This window comes from Luteimonas deserti (genome assembly GCF_013425765.1).
GTDB classification, from domain to species: Bacteria; Pseudomonadota; Gammaproteobacteria; order Xanthomonadales; family Xanthomonadaceae; genus Luteimonas; species Luteimonas deserti.
This window is the reverse complement of record NZ_JACCJZ010000002.1, coordinates 1-18,131: the sequence shown is the minus strand read 5'-3', so window position 1 is coordinate 18,131 and position 18,131 is coordinate 1. Positions and strand designations below refer to the sequence as shown.

The 18,131-nt window shown below is 71.1% G+C and carries 17 protein-coding genes and 1 pseudogene; 6 read left to right on the top strand and 12 right to left on the bottom strand.

Going from position 1 to position 18,131, the window contains the following annotated elements:
- Positions 1 to 37: 37 nt before the first annotated feature.
- The 10 genes from H0E82_RS00580 to H0E82_RS00535 form a co-directional block, all read right to left on the bottom strand.
- Complete coding sequence (locus tag H0E82_RS00580) at positions 38 to 1,045, bottom strand: c-type cytochrome biogenesis protein CcmI/CycH (RefSeq protein WP_180543035.1); 1,008 nt, start codon at positions 1,043 to 1,045, stop codon at positions 38 to 40.
- Positions 1,045 to 1,485 carry a cytochrome c-type biogenesis protein gene (locus H0E82_RS00575; protein ID WP_180543034.1) on the bottom strand — a complete coding sequence of 147 codons (441 nt, stop codon included), beginning with the start codon at positions 1,483 to 1,485 and terminating at the stop codon, positions 1,045 to 1,047. Before H0E82_RS00575 ends, H0E82_RS00580 begins: the two co-directional genes overlap by 1 nt.
- Positions 1,485 to 2,048 (bottom strand): DsbE family thiol:disulfide interchange protein, encoded by a 564-nt coding sequence (locus H0E82_RS00570; protein ID WP_180543033.1) that lies wholly within the window; start codon positions 2,046 to 2,048, stop codon positions 1,485 to 1,487. Before H0E82_RS00570 ends, H0E82_RS00575 begins: the two co-directional genes overlap by 1 nt.
- Complete coding sequence (locus tag H0E82_RS00565) at positions 2,045 to 3,994, bottom strand: heme lyase CcmF/NrfE family subunit (protein WP_180543032.1); 1,950 nt, start codon at positions 3,992 to 3,994, stop codon at positions 2,045 to 2,047. Before H0E82_RS00565 ends, H0E82_RS00570 begins: the two co-directional genes overlap by 4 nt.
- A 48-nt stretch (positions 3,995 to 4,042) precedes the next feature.
- Positions 4,043 to 4,525 carry a cytochrome c maturation protein CcmE gene (gene ccmE, locus H0E82_RS00560; protein ID WP_180543031.1) on the bottom strand — a complete coding sequence of 161 codons (483 nt, stop codon included), beginning with the start codon at positions 4,523 to 4,525 and terminating at the stop codon, positions 4,043 to 4,045.
- Positions 4,522 to 4,695 carry a heme exporter protein CcmD gene (gene ccmD / locus H0E82_RS00555; protein ID WP_180543030.1) on the bottom strand — a complete coding sequence of 58 codons (174 nt, stop codon included), beginning with the start codon at positions 4,693 to 4,695 and terminating at the stop codon, positions 4,522 to 4,524. The genes ccmE and ccmD overlap by 4 nt, the downstream gene beginning before the upstream one ends.
- Complete coding sequence (ccmC, locus tag H0E82_RS00550) at positions 4,692 to 5,453, bottom strand: heme ABC transporter permease CcmC (RefSeq protein WP_180543029.1); 762 nt, start codon at positions 5,451 to 5,453, stop codon at positions 4,692 to 4,694. The genes ccmD and ccmC overlap by 4 nt, the downstream gene beginning before the upstream one ends.
- 118 nt (positions 5,454 to 5,571) lie before the next feature.
- Positions 5,572 to 6,264 carry a heme exporter protein CcmB gene (gene ccmB, locus H0E82_RS00545; RefSeq protein WP_180543028.1) on the bottom strand — a complete coding sequence of 231 codons (693 nt, stop codon included), beginning with the start codon at positions 6,262 to 6,264 and terminating at the stop codon, positions 5,572 to 5,574.
- The gene (ccmA, locus tag H0E82_RS00540) at positions 6,261 to 6,893 is read right to left on the bottom strand and encodes a heme ABC exporter ATP-binding protein CcmA (protein ID WP_180543027.1); all 633 of its coding nucleotides are present in this window, start codon (positions 6,891 to 6,893) and stop codon (positions 6,261 to 6,263) included. Before ccmA ends, ccmB begins: the two co-directional genes overlap by 4 nt.
- A 67-nt stretch (positions 6,894 to 6,960) precedes the next feature.
- Positions 6,961 to 7,443 carry a DUF3293 domain-containing protein gene (locus H0E82_RS00535; protein WP_180543026.1) on the bottom strand — a complete coding sequence of 161 codons (483 nt, stop codon included), beginning with the start codon at positions 7,441 to 7,443 and terminating at the stop codon, positions 6,961 to 6,963.
- A gap of 70 nt (positions 7,444 to 7,513) precedes the next feature.
- On the opposite strand from H0E82_RS00535, the gene H0E82_RS00530 reads away from it, so the two are divergent.
- The 3 genes from H0E82_RS00530 (at position 7,514) to H0E82_RS00520 (ending at position 10,097) form a co-directional block, all read left to right on the top strand.
- Complete coding sequence (locus tag H0E82_RS00530) at positions 7,514 to 8,659, top strand: pyridoxal phosphate-dependent aminotransferase (RefSeq protein ID WP_180543025.1); 1,146 nt, start codon at positions 7,514 to 7,516, stop codon at positions 8,657 to 8,659.
- Between the two features lie 110 nt (positions 8,660 to 8,769).
- The gene (locus H0E82_RS00525) at positions 8,770 to 9,357 is read left to right on the top strand and encodes an SCO family protein (protein WP_180543024.1); all 588 of its coding nucleotides are present in this window, start codon (positions 8,770 to 8,772) and stop codon (positions 9,355 to 9,357) included.
- 92 nt (positions 9,358 to 9,449) lie between these two features.
- A complete protein-coding gene (locus H0E82_RS00520; protein ID WP_180543023.1) occupies positions 9,450 to 10,097 on the top strand; it encodes a response regulator in 648 nt (215 codons plus the stop codon).
- Between the two features lie 689 nt (positions 10,098 to 10,786).
- Here H0E82_RS00520 and H0E82_RS00515 read toward each other — a convergent pair.
- Entirely contained in the window at positions 10,787 to 13,948 is a 3,162-nt protein-coding gene (locus H0E82_RS00515) for an Rne/Rng family ribonuclease (RefSeq protein ID WP_180543022.1), read from the bottom strand.
- Between the two features lie 402 nt (positions 13,949 to 14,350).
- On the opposite strand from H0E82_RS00515, the gene H0E82_RS00510 reads away from it, so the two are divergent.
- Positions 14,351 to 15,310 (top strand): RluA family pseudouridine synthase, encoded by a 960-nt coding sequence (locus H0E82_RS00510; protein ID WP_180543021.1) that lies wholly within the window; start codon positions 14,351 to 14,353, stop codon positions 15,308 to 15,310.
- A gap of 775 nt (positions 15,311 to 16,085) precedes the next feature.
- On the opposite strand, the gene H0E82_RS00505 is transcribed toward H0E82_RS00510, so the two are convergent.
- Positions 16,086 to 16,427 (bottom strand): 4a-hydroxytetrahydrobiopterin dehydratase, encoded by a 342-nt coding sequence (locus H0E82_RS00505; RefSeq protein WP_180543020.1) that lies wholly within the window; start codon positions 16,425 to 16,427, stop codon positions 16,086 to 16,088.
- An 88-nt stretch (positions 16,428 to 16,515) separates the two neighbouring features.
- Here H0E82_RS00505 and H0E82_RS00500 point away from each other — a divergent pair, with 88 nt between their 5' ends.
- Positions 16,516 to 17,109: an NfuA family Fe-S biogenesis protein gene (locus tag H0E82_RS00500; protein ID WP_180543019.1), complete on the top strand. Its 594-nt coding sequence runs from the start codon at positions 16,516 to 16,518 to the stop codon at positions 17,107 to 17,109.
- A gap of 30 nt (positions 17,110 to 17,139) precedes the next feature.
- A pseudogene (locus H0E82_RS00495) lies at positions 17,140 to 18,131 on the top strand (hypothetical protein); the annotation flags it as partial.

Below are 18,131 nucleotides of genomic sequence, written 5' to 3'. Positions count from 1 at the left end.
CGATTGCGTCCCGCAGGCCGGCCGCGCGGCGACGCGTCTATCGCTCCGCGCGGATCTGCAACACGACCGGCGCAGCCGACGGCAGATCGACGACCACGGCCGGCGCCTGCAGATCGTCCGGGCCCTGTTCGGCGCGGCCGGATGCGGACACGCGCGCCAGCACCTCGACACGCGCGAGCGCCGACAGCCGCTGCGTCGGCATCGGACCGTCGCCGTCGCCGAGCGCGATCTCGAGCGGCAGCGACGCCGCGGGGTGCCGTTGCACCGCCACCGGCATCGGATTGCCGGGCTCGCGCGCGATCACGAAGACCTGCGCGCCCGCCGGCAGGTGCAACAGACGCGAACGCGCTGTCGGATCCAGCTCGACCCGCACCCGCAGGCCGCTGGACGCAGGATCGGCAACAGCGGCGTCCCCGGCCGGTGGCGTGCCCGCTGCAGCGCGGGCGACCTCGATCTGCGCGCGCAGGGTCGCTGCGGTCGCTGCATCGAGCTGGTCGAGCAGGGGGGTCCAGGTCGCCACCGCGGCGGCGTCGTCACCGTCCTGGCGCTGGGCGATGCCCAGGAACCAGCGCGCATGCTGGTGGTCGGGTGTGCGCGCGAGCACGTCGCGCAAGATCGTCACCGCCTCCGCATCGAAGCGCCGGCCGGGAGCGGCATTGGCACGTGCCTGGGCATATTCCACCTGCACCCCGTCTTCGTCCGGGAGCAGCGCGGCGGCACGTCCGATCGCATCCCGCGCGTCCTCGGGGCGCTCCATGCCGGCGTAGGCGCGGCCCAGCAGCAGCCAGCCCTCCGGCTGGCGTGGATCGCGTTGCAGGTCGGCCTCCAGGCGTGCCACAGCGTCCTCGAGCGATTCGGGTGCACGCACGGCGTCGGGATCGAGGGCGGCGGGGGTGCCCACCAGCAGGTACATGGACGCCACCAGAAGGGGCACGAGAATGCCGACACCGAGTGCGACACGCGGCGCGCCGCGCCGGAGCCCACGGACCAGCAGGGCGGTCGTGGCGAGGCTCATCAGCAACGCGATCAGGAGGAACAGCGCCATCACCACTCCTGGCTGTCGTCAGGGGGGAGCGGCCGGCCGCCGCGACGCGCACCGGCCAGACGCCAGATGACCAGGCCGCCCGCACCGAGCAGCAGCAGCGGGCCGAACCACAGCAGCCAGGTGGCCGGCTGCACGCGCGGGCGGTACAGCACGAACTCGCCGTAGCGCGCCACCAGGTGGGCCTTGACCGCGGCATCGTCGAGATCGCGACGCATGAGATGCAGCACCTCGCGCCGCAGGTCGTGGGCGATCTGGGCATTCGAATCGGCCAGCGACTGGTTCTGGCACATCACGCAGCGCAGCTCGGACACCAGACGGTGGAACCGGCGCTCTTCGGCCGGATCACGGAACTCCAGCGGCGAGGCATCCACCGCCACCTGGGCCTGCAGCACGGGCGCGACCGCGATGCACACCAGCAGGCCGAGCAGCCACGCGCGCATCAGCGCGCCTCCAGCGCATCGACGCGCGGCATGAGCTCGGTGTGCAACGTCTCGGTGCTCATCGGCCCCACGTGCTTCCAGACCACGATGCCGTCGGCGTCGACCAGAAACGTTTCCGGCGCGCCGTAGATGCCCCAGTCGATCGCTGCGTGGCCGTCGTAATCCACCAGCACCACCCAGTAGGGATTGCCGAACTGCTCGAGCCAGCGCAGCGCATCCGCATGCTCGTCCTTCCAGTTGTAGCCGATCACGCGCACGCGCCGGGTCTTGGCGAATGCGTTGATCACGGCATGTTCCTCGCGGCAGCCCGGACACCAGCTGCCCCACACGTTGAGCAGGTAGGGCTGGCCACGCAGGTCCTCGGCATCGACCAGCCGGCCGGGCTCGTGCAGCACCGGCAGGCGGAATGCCGGTGCCGGCTGGCCGATCAGCGGAGACGGCAGGACGTCGCGATCCGGGTCGCGGCTCAGCCACACCCCGGCGGCCAGCAGCGCGATGACGGCCGCGAACGCGACCAGCGGCAGCCAGCGCGCATACGAGCGCTGCGGACCGGCCCGGCTCATGCCTGCTCCTCGGCGGGCCGCGCGCCGCTGACGTTGCGCGGACGGCGAAAACGCCGGTCGGCCGCTGCCACGAACGCGCCCAGCGCGATCAGCAGTGCGCCCGCCCACACCCAGCGCACGAAGGGTTTGAGGTGCACACGGAGCGCCCAGGCGCCGCCGCCGAGCGGCTCGCCGAGGGCGACGTAGACGTCGCGCAGCGGACCCGGCCGCAGGGCGGTCTCGGTCATCACCTGGCCACCGCTCGCGTAGGTGCGCTTCTCCGGGTGGAGCGTGGCCACGGGTCGGTCGTCGCGCAGCATGCGCACCGTGCCGCGGTCGGCGGTGTAGTTGGGGCCGGCCTGCCGGGCCACACCGTCGAGGACGAAGCTGTCGCGCCCGATCACGAGTGTCTGGCCCGGCGCCAGGGCGACCTCGCGCTGCACGTTGAGCGCCTCCACCAGCAACGCGCCGGCCACGAACACCGCAAGGCCGAAATGCGCGAGCACCATTCCGGTCATCTCCGCGGTGAAGCGCGTCCCAGACGCACGCATGCGCAGCCGCGTCCACGCGAAGCGCAGGGTGCCTGCGGCCACCCATACCGCACCGGTCACGCCCATCGCCGCCTTCCAAGGCCCCTGCGGTGCGACGAAAAAGACCAGCGCGCCGGCCACGAGCGCCAGCACCGCCCAGGGCGCGAGCATGCGCAGCGGTCCGGCCGCGTCCTCGTTCTGCCAGCGGGTCAGCGGGCCGAACGGCAGCAGCAGCACGAGCGGCGCCATCAACAGCAGGAACAGCAGCGAGAAGTACGGCGGGCCGACCGAGATCTTGCCCAGGCCCAGCGCATCGGCCAGCAACGGGTACAGCGTGCCCAGCAGCACCATCGCGCAGGCCGCCACCAGCAGTAGATTGTTGGCCAGCAACAGCGTCTCGCGCGAGGTCGCGGTGAACGGCTTGCCTCGGCTGTCGGGCGCGCGGAGTGCATACAGCAGCAGCGAACCGCCGACGACGATACCGAGGAACACCAGGATGAAGAGCCCGCGCGTGGGATCGGCGGCGAAGCTGTGCACGCTGGTCAGCACGCCCGAGCGCACCAGGAACGCACCCAGCAGCGACAGCGAGAACGTCGCGATCGCCAGCAGGAGGGTCCAGCCGTGGAAGCTGCCGCGCTTCTCGGTGACCGCCTGCGAATGGATCAGGGCCGCGCCTGCGAGCCACGGCATGAAGCTCGCGTTCTCGACGGGATCCCAGAACCACCAGCCGCCCCAGCCCAGCTCGTAGTACGCCCACCACGACCCCAGTGCGATGCCGATGGTCAGAAAGCCGAAGGCGATATTGGTCCAGGGACGGGTCCAGCGCAGCCAGTGCGCGTCCACCCGGCCGTCGAGCAACGCTGCGATCGCGAATGCGAACGGCACGATGAAACCCGAGTAACCGATGTAGAGCATCGGTGGATGGATGATCATCCCCGGGTCCTGCAGCAGGGGGTTCAGATCGCGTCCTTCCAGCGGCATCGGCAGGATGCGCTCGAACGGATTGCTGGTGAACACCAGAAAGGCGAGGAATCCGAAACTCACCGCGCCGAGGATCCCGAGCACCCGCGCCAGCACCACGTCGGGCAGGGAGCGCGAGCGCCAGGCCACGGCCGCGTTCCAGCACGCCAGCACGAAGACCCAGAGCAGAAGGGAACCCTCGTGACCGCCCCAGACCGCAGTGAAGCGGTAGACCATCGGCAGCAGCGAGTTCGAGTTCTCGGCGACATAGCGCACCGAGAAGTCCTGCAGCACGAACCCGGCGGTGAGCAGCGCCCAGGCCGCGAACATCAGCAGCCACTGCGCATAGGCCGCGGGGCGTGCGCTCGCCATCCACGGCGCCAGACCGCGCCGGGCGCCGAGCAGCGGCAGCAGGGTCTGCAGCAGCGACGCCACCAGCGCCAGCAGCAGCGCGATCTGGCCGAGTTCAGGCAGCATCGGAGTGCGCCCCGCGGCTGAGGGGCGGGCGGGGTCCCGGTGTGTGGATCACTGCGCGCTGCCGGCGTCGGCCGGCGTCGCCACGCCGTGCTTCTGATGGGCCAGGCCCATCTTGTCCGCCACTTCCTTGGGCACGTAGGTCTCGTCGTGACGGGCCAGCACCTGCTCGGCGACGAACACGCCGCCGTCCATGCGCCCCGTCGCGACCACCGCCTGCTGCTCGCGGAACAGATCGGGGAGCAGCCCGGTGTAGCGCACCGGCAGTTCCGCGTCGCCATCGGTGACCCGGAAGCCGGCTTCCATCGAGCCTTCGGCGCGGGTGAACGAGCCTTCAGCCACCATGCCCCCGAGACGGAACCGGGCCTCGCCCGACGCCACGGCCGCGCCCGCAGCGCCTCCCAGCACTTCGGCCGGCGTGTAGAGATAGGCCACGTTGCGCTGCAGGGCGAATGCGATCAGCGTCATCGACAAGGCGCTGGCCGCGACCAGCGCCACCACGAACCAGATCCGTCGCCGGCGCACCGGGTTCATCGGCTCAACTCCACGGCCGCAGGCGCCCGTGCGGCGCTGTCACGACGGGCCGCGAGCAGTCGCGCCGCGCGCAAGGTCTGCGCGATGCGCACGCGCGGTGCGACGAAGTCCCAGGCCAGTACCGCGGCGAAAACCGCATACGCCGCGACCACGTATTCCAGATAACTCATGCCACGCCTCCGGCCGCCGGCGCCACCAGCCGGCGTACCCAGTCCTTGCCCGCCTCGCGGCGGAGATTGTCGGCCCGCGCCCGGGCCAGCAGCGACCCGACGAACCAGAACTTGGTCGCGATCACCGTCCACACCAGCGGCCAGGCCATGCTCGCATCGATCGTCGATTCGCCGAACACGCGGATGGTCTGCCCCTGGTGCAGCGAGTCCCACCACACCACCGAGTAGCGGATCACCGGCAGCAGCGCCACGCCGACGATCGCCAGCAGCGAGGCCGCACGCGCCGCGGCGCGCCGGTCCTCGATCGCGCCGTACAGGCCGATCACGCCGAGGTAGAGGAACAGCAGGATCAGTTCCGTGGTCAGGCGCGGATCCCAGCTCCACCACGCGCCCCACATCGGACGGCCCCAGATCGACCCGGTCGCCAGGGTGATGACGGTGAACGCGGCGCCGATCGGTGCACAGGCCATGGCCAGGATCTCGCACAGTTTGATGCGCCAGATCAGCGCGATCGCGCCGTACCCGGCCATCACCGCGAACACCATCAGGCTCATCCATGCGCTCGGTACGTGGATGTAGAGGATGCGGAAGCTGTCGCCCTGCTGGTAATCGGCCGGGACCACGAACAGCGCCCCGTACAGCCCCACCCCCAGGGTCGTCAGCGCGAGGGCGAACGCCCACGGCGCCCAGCGCCGGGCGAATCGGTCGAAGACGGGGGGCGAACCGAGTTGATGGAACCAGCGGACGATCGGATTCATTCGACGGGGCATGCGGGCGTGGCGGGCTGGCGGTTCCGAGGCGCGGGCGCGGTGGCCTGCCACGGGGCGAGCAATCTCACGTCGGCGACGGGACCCTCCAGACCCGTCGCGAGGCCGTTCAATCGAGTGCGATGCGGATGGCGGCGGCCGCGGTGAGCGGCGCCAGGACCAGCGCGGCGACCAGACCCGCAGCCAGCAGCAGCAGGCCACCTGACGGGTCGTGCCCCTGCGCCGCGATCGCGACGCTGCCGGCACCGAACACCAGCACCGGAACGTACAGGGGCAGGGCCAGAAGCGCCAACAGGATACCGGAACGGCGCATGCCGATGGTCAGCGCGGCGACCACGGCGCCGAGCAGGCTGAGCAGCGGGGTGCCGAGCGCGAGCCCGGCGAGCAGCACCGGCAATCGGTCCGCCGGCAAGCCGAGCAGGGTCGCCAGCAACGGCGCGGCGAGCAGCAGGGGCAGGGCGGTCGTGGCCCAGTGCGAGAGCGTGCGCACCAGCACCAGCCAGCCGAGCGGCACGGGCGCCAGCATCCATTGTTCGAGCGAGCCGTCCTCGGCGTCGCCGCGGAACAGGGTGTCGAGTGCGAGCAGACCGGACAGCACCACCGCCACCCACAGCACGCCGGGGGCGACCCGGGCGAGTATCGCCGGCTCGTTGCCGAGGGCGAGTGCGAACAGCACGACCACCAGCAGTGCGAACAGCGCCGGTTGCAGGGCATCGCCGCGCCGTCGCCACAGCAGCCGCAGATCGCGGGCCAGCAGGGCACGCGCACTGCCGGCGAGGGTCGGCGTCGCGGGATCGATCACGCGGCTGCGTCCAGCGAGAACTCGCGGGTGCGCACCGGCGGCGCGGCATAGGCGCCGTGGGTGGTCACCAGGGCCGCTCCTCCGTCGTCGAGCTGGGCCCGGATCATGCGGTTGACCAGGTCGATTCCGGGCAGGTCGAGGTTTGCGTAGGGCTCGTCCAGCAGCCACAGCGGCGCGGGCGACATCCACAGGCGCGCCAGGGACAGGCGCTTGCGCTGGCCCGCCGACATCTGCCGCACCGGAAGGTGCGCGTGCGCGGCCAGGCCGACGACCGCCAGCGCACGCGCGCTGTCCTGCTGCGCGCGCCGGCCCTGCAACCGCGCCAGGAACGCCAGGTTGTCGTAGGCGTCGAGATCGCCCTTCATGCCGGGCAGGTGTCCGAGATAGGCCATCGTGCCTGCGCGCATGGCGCGCGCGGCCGGGCGGCCAGCCACCTCCACCGTTCCCGCTTCGGCCGCGAGCAGGCCGGCCAGCACCCGCAGCAGGGTGGTCTTGCCCGCGCCGTTGCCGCCGCGCACCAGCAGCGCCTCGCCGGCGCCGACCTCGAAATCCAGGGGGCCGAACACGGCCTGGGAGTCGCGCGAGTAGCGCAGTCCTCGGGCGGCGAGCAGCGGTGGGGCGATGGTCATCCGGCGGCGGTGTCCGACACGTGGCCATAAGGGCCGCGCGTCATCTTAGGGTGTGCGGTGCGCGCCGTCAGCGCAGCCAGTCGACGTCGCAGTCGCCTTCCAGGCCGTCGGGGCGCCGCGCGTCCATGCGCAGACGCACCGCGCGCTCGCGTGCCCACCACAGGGTACCGAGCTGGCCGTAGCGGCGGGCGAGACCGTCGAAGTCGGTCAGCGGCATGCCGAACACGATCCAGCTCGGCTCGCGCCAGCTGCGGTCCGCCGCGCTGGCGAAGGCGGGAATGTAGGGCAGGCCGGTGGCGGCCAGTTCCGCATCGAGCGCCTTGTCCGCACGCCGGTTCTCGGTCGCGGCGCGCTGCGTGGAATGGGGATTCCAAGCCGACAGCAGACCGTAGCTCGGCGCATGGGGGTAATGCAGGTCGAGACCGGGCGTGGGCAGACCGATCACCACGTCGTGCCAGTCCGCCCGCGACTGCCAGCGGTAGCGCGCGGCCAGATAGGCGTGCAGCAGCACGATGAGCCGGGCGTCGTCGATGGAATGCTGGTCGTTCATGCCTGCGGTTTATCCCCCTGGCCCGCGTCCGTACACTCGTGGCCCTCGTGCAACCAACGGAAACCCGCCCATGACCCGGACCAAGCTGCCCAAGGTCGGCACCACGATCTTCACCGTGATGTCGCAGCTGGCGGCCGAACACCGCGCGGTCAACCTGGGCCAGGGCTTCCCGGACTTCGACGTGCCCGACCGGCTCGTGGACGGGCTGGCGGAGGCGATGCGCCTCGGGCATAACCAGTATGCGCCGATGACCGGCATCCCGGCGCTGCGCGACGCGATCGCCGAGAAGACCGAGCGGGTCTACGCCCACAGGCCGGATGCCGAGCACGAGATCACCGTGACCAGCGGTGCCACCGAGGCGCTGTTCAACGCCATCCACGCAGTGGTGCGCGCCGGCGAGGAAGTCATCGTGCTCGACCCGGCGTACGACAGCTACGAGCCGGCGATCGAGCTGGCCGGCGCGGTGGCGGTGCACGTGCCGCTCGACCCGCGGACCTTCGCGCCCGACTGGCAGCGCGTGCGCGATGCGATCACGCCGCGCACGCGGATGCTCATCGTCAACAGCCCGCACAATCCGTCCGGCGCGATGTTCGGTGCAGCCGACATCGCCGCGCTGACCGACCTGCTGCGCGATACCGACATCGTGCTGCTGTCGGACGAAGTCTACGAACACATCGTCTTCGACGGCGCGCGCCACGAATCGGTGCTGCGCCACCCGGAACTGCGCGCGCGCGCCTTCGTGGTTTCGAGCTTCGGCAAGACCTACCACTGCACCGGCTGGAAGCTGGGCTACTGCATCGCGCCGCCGGTGCTGACCGCGGAGTTCCGCAAGGTCCACCAGTACAACGTGTTCTGCACCTTCGCGCCGGCCCAGCACGCCTTCGCCGCCATGCTTCGCGAGGCGCCCGAACACTACGAACAGCTCGGCGCGTTCTATCAGGCCAAGCGCGATGCCTTCGCCGCGCAGCTGGCGACCACCCGCCTCATACCATTGCCGGTGCCGGGAGGGTACTTCCAGCTCGTCGACTATTCGCAGGTCAGCGATCTCGACGACGCGGCGTTCTGCCGATGGCTGACGATCGAGAGGGGCGTCGCGGCGATTCCGCTGTCGCCGTTCTACGCCGTCCCGCCGCCGGGCCAGCGTCTGGCGCGGCTGTGCTTCGCCAAGAACGACGCCACGCTGGAGGCCGCGATCACGCGCCTGCAGGCGCTCTGAGCTCGCGGAGGCGGCCTGCGACGATCGGTCGCAACCGGGACTTCAGCTGCGCGACCTTAGAATCGTCATCGGCCGCGGTGTGCGGCCGACCTGTCGTCGGATGGTCTGTCGTGCGTTTCGTTCCGGTCTTCTTTCTTGCGTTGCTGCTCGCGGCCTGCAATGGGCCGGCGCCCGGTCCGTACCACGGGACCGATCTGACGGGCGCATCGTACGGGCGCAGCCTCGATCTGCTCGACACCCGGGGTCAGCCGCGTCGCCTCGGCGATTTCCGCGGTGACTACGTGCTGCTGTCGTTCGGCTACACCCATTGCCCCGAGGTCTGTCCCACCAGCCTGCTCAAGGCCACCCAGGTGCGCCGCGCGCTGGGCGAGCAGGGCGAGCGCCTGCGCATCGTGTTCGTCACCGTGGATCCGAAGCGGGACACCGGCGAGGTCCTCGAGCAGTACGTCGGCGCCTTCGGCGGCGACATCGTCGCACTGCGCGGCGACGAGATGCAGACGCGGCTGGCCGCGCAGGCCTTCCGGGTGACGTACCGCGAGGTTCCCACCAGTTCGTCCTACGCCATGGACCACACCATGGTGAACTATCTGATCGGCCCGGACGGCCGGCTGCGCCTGGCCTTCCAGTACGACCAGCCGGTCGCGCAGATGGTCGAGGACATCCGGCGTTCCATGGCAGGCGAGCGGACAGCCGGCTGATACGACAATCCGGAGTTGCCCGACTTGCAGTGCCGGTTCTCGCCATCGTAGCCTCGCGGCCCGGAGATGTAATTGCACGGAGTCGGCACGCGATGGCAATTCGAGTGTTCATGGTCGACGACCATGCGCTGGTGCGAACCGGTTTGCGGATGATCCTCGCCAACGAGGACGACATCGAGATCGTCGGCGAGGCCGACAGCGGCGAGACCGCGTTGCCACAGATTCGCCGGTTGAAGCCCGATATCGTGCTGTGCGACCTGCATCTGCCGGGCATCAGCGGTCTGGAAGTGACCGAACGCGTGGTCCGTGGCCAGCCCGAAACGCGCGTGATCGTGGTGTCCATTCTCGAGGACGGGCCGATGCCGCGCAGGATGATCGAGGCCGGCGCATCGGGTTACGTCGGCAAGGGCGGCGATGCCCAGGAGCTCGTCCGTGCGGTCCGCGACGTGGCGCGAGGCAAGCGCTATCTCGCCAGCAACATCGCGCAGAACCTGGCGCTGTCCGGGATCGGCGGCGAAGGCACGCCTTTCGACGCACTGTCGCCACGCGAACTCGAGGTCGCGATGCTGCTGGTCCAGGGGCTGCGACAGGAAGACATCGCTCGGCGATTGAGCCTCAGCGCGAAGACCATCAACACCCACAAGTCGCGGTTGTTCACCAAGCTCCAGATCCAGGACAGCATCGCGCTGGCGCGGCTCGCCAGCCAGTACGGTGTATCGGCGCCCGGGTTGACGGTCTGACAGCGGCCGGCCGGTCCGCCGCGTGCAACCGGGGCCCCGGGCCGGACGTCGCCACACCGCGTGCGCCTCGCCCTCTGGAAAGGATGCGCTCTGCGCCCCCGAGGCCGCAGGACGTGATGCGCACGCGTCTCCAGGGCATGCATGACGGTTGAATCCGCCCGGCGTTCCGCGATTCGTGCGCCGAGCGCTCCCACGCTGCGGCTCGCGCGCTGAGAGCTCCCAGGCTGCAGCAGCAGGCGAGAGACTGCCGCGCATGGTGCCGCTCGATACGAGCGTGATCTGCCTGCGACGCAGGCGCCGTGCCTGGGACACGGCGCATCCTCCGGATCATCTGCACGGGCGGCCGACCACGAGCCGGCATCCACACGCGCGCAACTGCAAACCGGGACGCACGTATCGGCCGCAGCGTTGGACCTCTCCGTTGTTCTGGACCGCCATGTCGCGTCTCAGCGCCGGTTCGTGCCCGGCAGGGTGCACTCGCGACGCACGGGCTTGCCGGAGTGCGAGGTCCTCGTTGCAGCCTGCGACTAGAGGCGACAGCGGGCGCGCATCCGGGTCATGCGGGACGGCGTCCCCGGCCCCGTGCCCGGGCGATTCGGCCCAGGCCGGAATGCCGTCGCCGTCCCGCCTGCCCGCAAAAAAGAACGCCCCGGCATGGCCGGGGCGTTGCGTGGCGACTGCAGGTCGGGTCAGGCGTCGCGCGGCGGTGCAGTGCCCGACTTCGGCTCGGCGTCCTCGTCTGCCTGGGTGGCAGTGGTCTCCGCTGCCGCCTCGTCCGCGGGCGGCAGCGCCGAGTCCGCGTCGTCGGCTGCGATGGATGCAGGATCGATCCGCACCGTCTCCGCGGGCGCAGGCGACGGCGCGGCCGGCGCGTCGAACAGACCCGGCGAGCGTTCCGACACCGGGGCCCGAGCCGTGTCTTCCTCTGTGGCCGGAGCGGTCGGCGTTACGGGCATCGCTGCGGCCGAGCTCAGGTCGTCTGCAGGCGCGGACACCTCGTCGGCCTGCTCGTCGCGGGCCGGCAGCGCCTCCGGCGCGTCCGCGGACGCATCGGCGACAGGCTCCGACGTGGACTCCGGGGCGGAGGTCGCCGGACCGGGTTCGCGGGGCGGCGGCAGCGCTTCCGACGTAGGCTCGGCATCCGTCGTCACGCCCGCGGGCGGTCGGACGTCGCCCAGTGGCGTGGTGCGGGTCGCGGCAGTCGGCAGCAGAGCCGGAGCAGCGGCATCCTCCGACGCTGCAACGGGCGCGACTTCAGCCGTCGGGTAGCGGTCTTCCTCGCCTCCGTTCGGGTCGCCCGTCGCAGGATCGGTGGCCGTCAGCGGCGCCGGGCTCGCCGCCGGTGTCGCGGCGACGGCTGCCGCGGGCGCAGGCAGGTCGTCGAAATCGAACTCGGGCTGGGCCCGGTCCGACGGGGCGATGCCGGCTTCGTCTTCCGCGTCGTCACCGTCGACATCGAGCTGGGCTTCGTCACCGGCAGCGCCGGCCTCGCCCTTGCCCCGCCGACGACGACGACCGCCGCGACGACCGCGACGCCGCCGCCCGTTGGCCGATTCGTCGTCGCCGCCGGATTGCTCGTCGTCCCCCTCGTTGCTCACCGACGCTGCCTGCGCCTCGACGCCGGGCGCGTCGAGGCCCGCTACCCCGGCGGCCACCGCGCCCGCCGTGGTCTGGCGTTCGCCGCGCGGCGCGGGCGCAGCTGCGGTCTCGAGGGCATCGGCGGCTTCGTTCGCTACCACCGCGGCGGCGACACCCATCGATGCCTCCTGCTCGACCTCCGACTCGCTCTTCGGCGGGCGCGGTGCACGTGGCGGCTTGGTCTTCGGGCGGCGTTCCTGCTGCCGGTCGGCGCTGCGTTCCTTGCGCGGCTCGGCGGCCGGCTGCTCGCGACGCGGCTCGCGCGCCGGGCCGGGCTGCTGGTCTTCGCGCGGTGTGGCCGGCGACTGCGCCGCCCCCTGGCCGTTGGGTCGGTTGCCGCGGCGGTTGTTGCGCTGACCACCGCGACTGCGATCACCGCCGCGGCCGTCCGCTCGCGGCTGCGCGTCGCGCGACGATTCCTGACGGCCGTTGGCCTGGACCGGTCGGCGCGGCGCGGGTGCGCTTTGCGCCGCCGGCGCGGCGAACAGGCCCTTGAGCCAGCCCATGAACCCACCCGCCGCCGGTTCGGCGACCGGCGCTGGTGCCGGCGCGACGGGCGCCGGAGCCGGCGCCACGGCCGCGACGGGTTCCGGCCTCGGCTCACGCACCGGCGCAGGCTGCGCGGGGCGGACGTTGGTGACCGCCGGCGGCGGCACGTTGAGATTGGCCTTGCTCAGCGCGATCGTGGCCACGCGACGCGGCGTGCCGCGCTGGTAGCTCGGCCGGCTGGTCTCTTCGCCCAGCTCGTTCTCGCGGATGCGCGACACCTCGTAGTGCGGCGTGTGCAGCTGCTCGTCGGCGACGATGATGATCGGCGCGTCGTGGCGCTTCTCGATCTCGGCCAGCGCGCTGCGCTTCTCGTTGAGCAGGTAATTGGCGATCTCGACCGGCGCCTGCACCAGCACCTGCCCGGTGTTGTCCTTCATCGCGTGCTCTTCGGCGACGCGGATGATGGACAGCGACAGCGACTCGATGCTGCGCATGCGGCCGTGGCCTTCGCAGCGCGGGCAGACGATCTGGCTCGACTCGCCGAGCGACGCACGCAGGCGCTGACGGCTCATCTCCAGCAGGCCGAACTTGGAGATCTTGTTCTGCTGCACGCGGGCGCGGTCATACTTGAGCGCGTTCTGCAGCTTGTTCTCGACGTCGCGCTGGTGCTTGTTCGAGGCCATGTCGATGAAGTCGATGACCACGAGGCCGCCGAGATCACGCAGGCGCAGCTGGCGGGCCACTTCCTCGGCCGCTTCCAGGTTGGTGTTGAACGCCGTCTCCTCGATGTCGCCGCCCTTGGTGGCGCGTGCGGAGTTGACGTCGATCGCGGTCAAGGCTTCGGTCTGGTCGATGACCAGCGCGCCGCCGGAGGGCAGGCGCACGGTGCGCTCGTAGGCGCTCTCGATCTGCGACTCGATCTGATAGCGGTTGAACAGCGGCACGTCGTCGGTGTAGTGCTTGAGCTTGCGCAGGTTGTGCGGCATCACCTGCTCGACGAACTCCTTCGCCTCGGCGTACATCTCCGGGGTGTCGATCAGGATCTCGGCGATGTCGGCGCGCATGTAGTCGCGCAGCGCACGGGTGATCAAGCGAGATTCCTGGTAGATCAGGAACGGCGAGGGCTTGCTCAGCGCGGCTTCGGCGATCGCGCGCCAGATGGAGAGCAGGTAGTCGAGATCCCACTGCAGCTCTTCGGCGTCCCGGCCGACGCCCGCGGTGCGGATGATCACCCCCATCTCGTCGGGGATCTCCAGCGCGTCCATCGCTTTCTTGAGCTCGGCGCGGTCCTCGCCCTCGATCCGGCGCGAGACGCCGCCGGCGGTCGGCGAGTTCGGCATCAGCACCATGTAGCGGCCGGCCAGCGAGATGAACGTGGTCAGGGCGGCGCCCTTGTTGCCGCGCTCTTCCTTGTCGACCTGGACCACGACTTCCTGGCCCTCGCGCAGCAGCTCCTTGATCGAGCCCTTGTTGGGGTCGACGCCGGACTGGAAGTAGTCGCGGGAGACTTCCTTGAGCGGCAGGAAGCCGTGGCGGGCGGCGCCGTACTCGACGAACGCGGCCTCGAGCGAGGGCTCGATGCGGGTGATGCGGCCCTTGTAGATGTTGGACTTCTTCTGTTCCCTGGACGGCTGTTCGATGTCGATGTCGTACAGGGACTGGCCATCAACGATGGCGACGCGCAGTTCTTCTGCCTGCGTCGCGTTGATCAGCATGCGCTTCATGGTGACATTCCTTAACGCGCTCTCGCGCGCGGAACGCCGGGGCGTTTCGCCTGGATGAGGCCTGAGGCCGCCGCGCATGCGCAGCGACGTACCGGGTTGTCCAGCGCTACGACACCACGGCGGGCCGCGGGAGCGCTCGTTGTCTTCTTCGGTGTTGCGGGACCGCCGGCCACCTCCGGGGCGGTCGATCGACCGGCCGGAGACGCCACGCGGGACGTGTTCAGCGCCGATGCCAGGCATCGGGCGATAACCGGTGTTGCCGTGCAGCCGCTAACATGGCCGCCCCTGGGGCGGTGGCCGCGCACTGTCCGGAGGACTCGGGAAGGCAGGCTTTTGGCCCGGGTTCTTCCTGAGAAATCAGCACCTTATATCGCGGCGCGAGTGTAGCAGATAAAGCCTGAGATGACTGACAGCGGATCCAACCCGACCGGCGGCGTGCGCCTGGTGCGCGTCCCCGACGACCGGGACGGGCAGCGCCTGGACAATTTCCTGCTCGGCCAGCTCAAGGGCGCACCGCGGTCGATCATCTACAAGATCGTGCGCAGCGGGCAGGTGCGGGTGAACGGGGGGCGGGCCAAGGCCGAGCGCAAGCTCGAGGCCGGTGACGAAGTGCGGATTCCGCCCGTGCGGCTCGAGACGCCGGGCGAGGCCGGCACCCCCTCGAGGGGCCTGCTGGCCGCGATGGAGGCCAGCATCGTGTTCGAGGACGCCCGTCTGCTGGCGATCAGCAAGCCCTCGGGCGTGGCCAGCCACGGCGGCAGCGGCATCAGTTTCGGGGTCATCGAGACCCTGCGCGCCCTGCGGCCGAACCAGTCCCTGGAACTGGTCCACCGGCTCGACCGCGACACGTCCGGCCTAATGGTGCTGGCCAAGAAACGTTCGGCGCTGACCCAGCTCCAGGCGCTGCTACGCGAGGATCACGGCGCGGGCATCCGCAAGCGCTATCTCACCCTGCTGGCCGGGCGCATGCCGGACGGCACGATGAGCGTGGATGCGCCGCTCCACGTGGGGCTGCGCCAGGGTGGCGAGCGGCATGTCCAGGTCAATGCGCAGGGCAAGGTTTCGTTGAGCCACTTCGGCGTGCTGGAGCGTCGCGGCGGCCACTCCTATTGCGAGGTGCGCATCGAGACCGGCCGCACCCATCAGATCCGTGTCCATGCCCAGCACATCGGCCATCCGGTAGCGGGTGACGACAAATACGGCGATATCGAGGTCAACAGGCGCCTGCGCGACCAGATCGGCCTCAAGCGTCTGTTCCTGCATGCCGCGTCGCTGGAGTTCGCCCTCGACGACGGCGAGGCCTACGTGCTCAATGCCCCGCTCGCGGACGATCTGCGCGAGGCGCTGGATCGCCTGCGCTGACCTCGGCGTCCTCCTGGCGGACGTGCGCCGCTTGATCGGAGCGCGCCGGGACGGTTCCGGACGACCGGTCGCCCGAAGCCGCAGCAGCGAGCGGTGGGGCGCGTGCCGGCAGACGCGTCGGGACCCGGGTCCGGGCTCACCAACTGCAGGCGGTGGGCCTCGCCGCGAAGATCGCGGGCGTCATTGCACACGGGCCGAGGTGGGCACGCTGCCTGCCGGTCCGTGCGTGCAGGCGCGGTCGAGCGTCCGCTGGCACGGTGCGCGCAGCACCGGGCGTGCGGGATCGGCCGGAGGCAGGCCGATGCGCGGACGCGGTCCGCGCCGGAGGGCCGTGGATGCACTGTCACGTCGTCATCCCTTCGGCTGCGGGAAGCCGATGCGCTCACGGGGGCCAGAAGCCGTCGGCATCGACGTAACGTCAGCACACGCGTGACGACCGATCGCTTCGGATCGCGCCGACCGCCTGCCCACGGCAGTCGGCCGGTCGCGCGCAGATCGGCGTGCGGACGCACCCGATGGGACTGAGGACGCTCGTGCGCGGACGCCAGCCACATGTGCTTCGCGTCGCCATCGATCTGTCGTGCCTCCTGTGCGGACTGCGGCTGATCGCGGTGCGCGGACGGCGGGATCAGGCGCGACGGGGAGGCTCCGGAATGCTTCGGCCACGGGCTGCCCGTCAGAATCGCGATCCGGTGGCCGCGCGTGCAACCCGACTCGGCCATGCGCTCGGCCTGCAAGACCGCGGCGCCGCTGCCTGGTCGAGCACCGTGCGCCGTCAGGCGAGCAGCGCGTCCGCCTTGGCGGCGCAGATGAAGTCGTTCTCGCTCAGGCCGCCCACGTCGTGCGTGGAATAGCGGACGTGGACGCGGTCGTAGTGCACGCCGAGGTCCGGGTGATGGTCCTCACGGTGGGCGATGAAGGCCAGGGCGTTCACGAAGGCCATCGTGCGGTGGTAATCGTCGAAGCGGAACGTCCGGGTGAGCGCCTGGCCGTCTTCGGCGAGGGTCCACTCCGGCAACTCGGGCAGCAGTTCGCGCAGCCGCGCCTCGGGCAGGCGGTGCTCGGCGCCCCGACGGGGGATGCAGTGCGCGGCGGCGAGCGGGACGAGATCGGACATGACGGGCTCCTTCGGGCGACGCGGGGGCGTTCATGCGCCAGACGGGCGCCGTGGTCCACCTCCGCCGGGGGTCGCTAGAATACGCCGCATGATCAACATCTCCGAAACCGCGCAGACGCACTTCCGCAAGCTGCTGGAGCGCGAGTCCATGCCCGGGCTGGGCGTACGGCTGTCGGCCGTGCACGCCGGCACCCCCCGCGCGGATGTGAGGCTGGAGTTCGCCGACAGCGGCGATCTGACCGGCGACGAGTGGGCGATCGACTGCGAAGGGTTCACGCTGTGGCTGGATGCCACCAGCGTGCCGTACCTCGACGGCGCGGAGATCGACTACGAGGCGCGCGCGACCGGCGGACAGCTGCAGATCCGCGCACCGAAGATCAAGGGCGAGGCCCCGCCGGAGGCCGCATCGCTGGTCGAGCGGGTGCGCTGGGTGGTCGAGCAGGACGTCAATCCCCAGCTTGCCCAGCACCGCGGCCATGTGACCGTGCAGGAAGTGACGGCCGAGGGCGTGGTGGTGCTGCGGTTCGGCGGCGGCTGCCATGGCTGTGGCCTGGTGGACGTCACGCTCAAGCAGGGCATCGAGAAGACCCTGATGGACAAGGTGCCAGGCGTGACGGCGGTGCGCGATGCCACCGATCACGACACCGGCGATGCGCCGTACATGCCGCGCGACGCGGCCTGAGCGGCGCCGGCGCCGGGCGGCCGCGAACGGATGTTCACCTCCGCCGATCTGATCGACGTGCTGCGTCGCCGACGACGGCGTTCGATCCGACCGGAGACGGTCGAGACCGGGTTCCCGCCCGCATGGGAGACCTGGCTCGCTGCACAGCGCGCGCGCGTGGGCGCGGTCACCGGCGCCGCGGCCGGCGCGATCGTCGCGATCCTGGCGTCCCGTCCGGCGCCACCGCGGCCCCGCTTCGCGCCGCCGCGTAGCCGTCTGCACGCATGGGCCTCGCTGGTCCACCCCATGTGGCAGCCGCCGCCCAGAGACCAGCGCGGCCTGCGCCGCGTATCGCTGGCGGGCACGCTGCTCGTCCAGATCGTCTGGTTGAGCATGCTGTTTACCCTGATGAACGCCCGGTTCCTCGTCTCGGACGCGCCGGCCGCGCTCGGCGAGGAGCATGTGGTGCAGGCCGTTTTCATCGGCACGGGCACGCCCGAGACCCGTGGCGGCGGCGGGGCGCCGGATACGCCATCCCCGGTCGAATCGCCTGCCGCGCCTGCGGCACGTGCGGTCGCGCCGGTGGCCCGCACCGAGCCGGTCGAATCCGAGGCCCTGCCCGAGCCTGCCGCCGCCGAGCGCGTCGAGGAGCCCGTCGCACCGCAGGTGCTCCAGGTCACCGTCACGCCGCGGCCGGACATCGACTTCGTGCTGCCGCCCCCGCAGCCGCGTGCGACCGTGCCGGACATCGCCGTGCGCGAGCGAGAGGTTGCCGGCGCGCCGCTGCAGGCGGTCGACGTGCCGACCCTGCGCAGTCCGGCGTCCACACCGGTCCCGGCGCCACGGCCGCGCGAGGTGGAGGTCGAGCTGCGCGAGCGCGCGATCTCCGCTCCGCTGGAGTCGATCCAGGCACCCGAGATCACCCGTCGCGAGGTGGCCCTCGACGCGCCGGCGCGCCCGGCGCCGACCACGCCGGACATCGCGGCCCGCGAGCGCGCCGTGCCGCTGCGTGAACCCGCCGGTCGCCCCGTTCCGGCAGCGCC

Coding starts and splice junctions, on each gene's coding strand:
- ccmD (WP_180543030.1), bottom strand. CDS start 4,695: ATGAGTTATCTGGAATACGTGGTCGCGGCGTATGCGGTTTTCGCCGCG.
- H0E82_RS00580 (WP_180543035.1), bottom strand. CDS start 1,045: ATGGCGCTGTTCCTCCTGATCGCGTTGCTGATGAGCCTCGCCACGACC.
- ccmA (WP_180543027.1), bottom strand. CDS start 6,893: ATGACCATCGCCCCACCGCTGCTCGCCGCCCGAGGACTGCGCTACTCG.
- H0E82_RS00515 (WP_180543022.1), bottom strand. CDS start 13,948: ATGAAGCGCATGCTGATCAACGCGACGCAGGCAGAAGAACTGCGCGTC.
- H0E82_RS00500 (WP_180543019.1), top strand. CDS start 16,516: ATGATCAACATCTCCGAAACCGCGCAGACGCACTTCCGCAAGCTGCTG.
- H0E82_RS00575 (WP_180543034.1), bottom strand. CDS start 1,485: ATGCGCGCGTGGCTGCTCGGCCTGCTGGTGTGCATCGCGGTCGCGCCC.
- H0E82_RS00570 (WP_180543033.1), bottom strand. CDS start 2,048: ATGAGCCGGGCCGGTCCGCAGCGCTCGTATGCGCGCTGGCTGCCGCTG.
- H0E82_RS00565 (WP_180543032.1), bottom strand. CDS start 3,994: ATGCTGCCTGAACTCGGCCAGATCGCGCTGCTGCTGGCGCTGGTGGCG.
- H0E82_RS00530 (WP_180543025.1), top strand. CDS start 7,514: ATGACCCGGACCAAGCTGCCCAAGGTCGGCACCACGATCTTCACCGTG.
- ccmC (WP_180543029.1), bottom strand. CDS start 5,453: ATGAATCCGATCGTCCGCTGGTTCCATCAACTCGGTTCGCCCCCCGTC.
- H0E82_RS00510 (WP_180543021.1), top strand. CDS start 14,351: ATGACTGACAGCGGATCCAACCCGACCGGCGGCGTGCGCCTGGTGCGC.
- H0E82_RS00535 (WP_180543026.1), bottom strand. CDS start 7,443: ATGAACGACCAGCATTCCATCGACGACGCCCGGCTCATCGTGCTGCTG.
- H0E82_RS00505 (WP_180543020.1), bottom strand. CDS start 16,427: ATGTCCGATCTCGTCCCGCTCGCCGCCGCGCACTGCATCCCCCGTCGG.
- H0E82_RS00520 (WP_180543023.1), top strand. CDS start 9,450: ATGGCAATTCGAGTGTTCATGGTCGACGACCATGCGCTGGTGCGAACC.
- ccmE (WP_180543031.1), bottom strand. CDS start 4,525: ATGAACCCGGTGCGCCGGCGACGGATCTGGTTCGTGGTGGCGCTGGTC.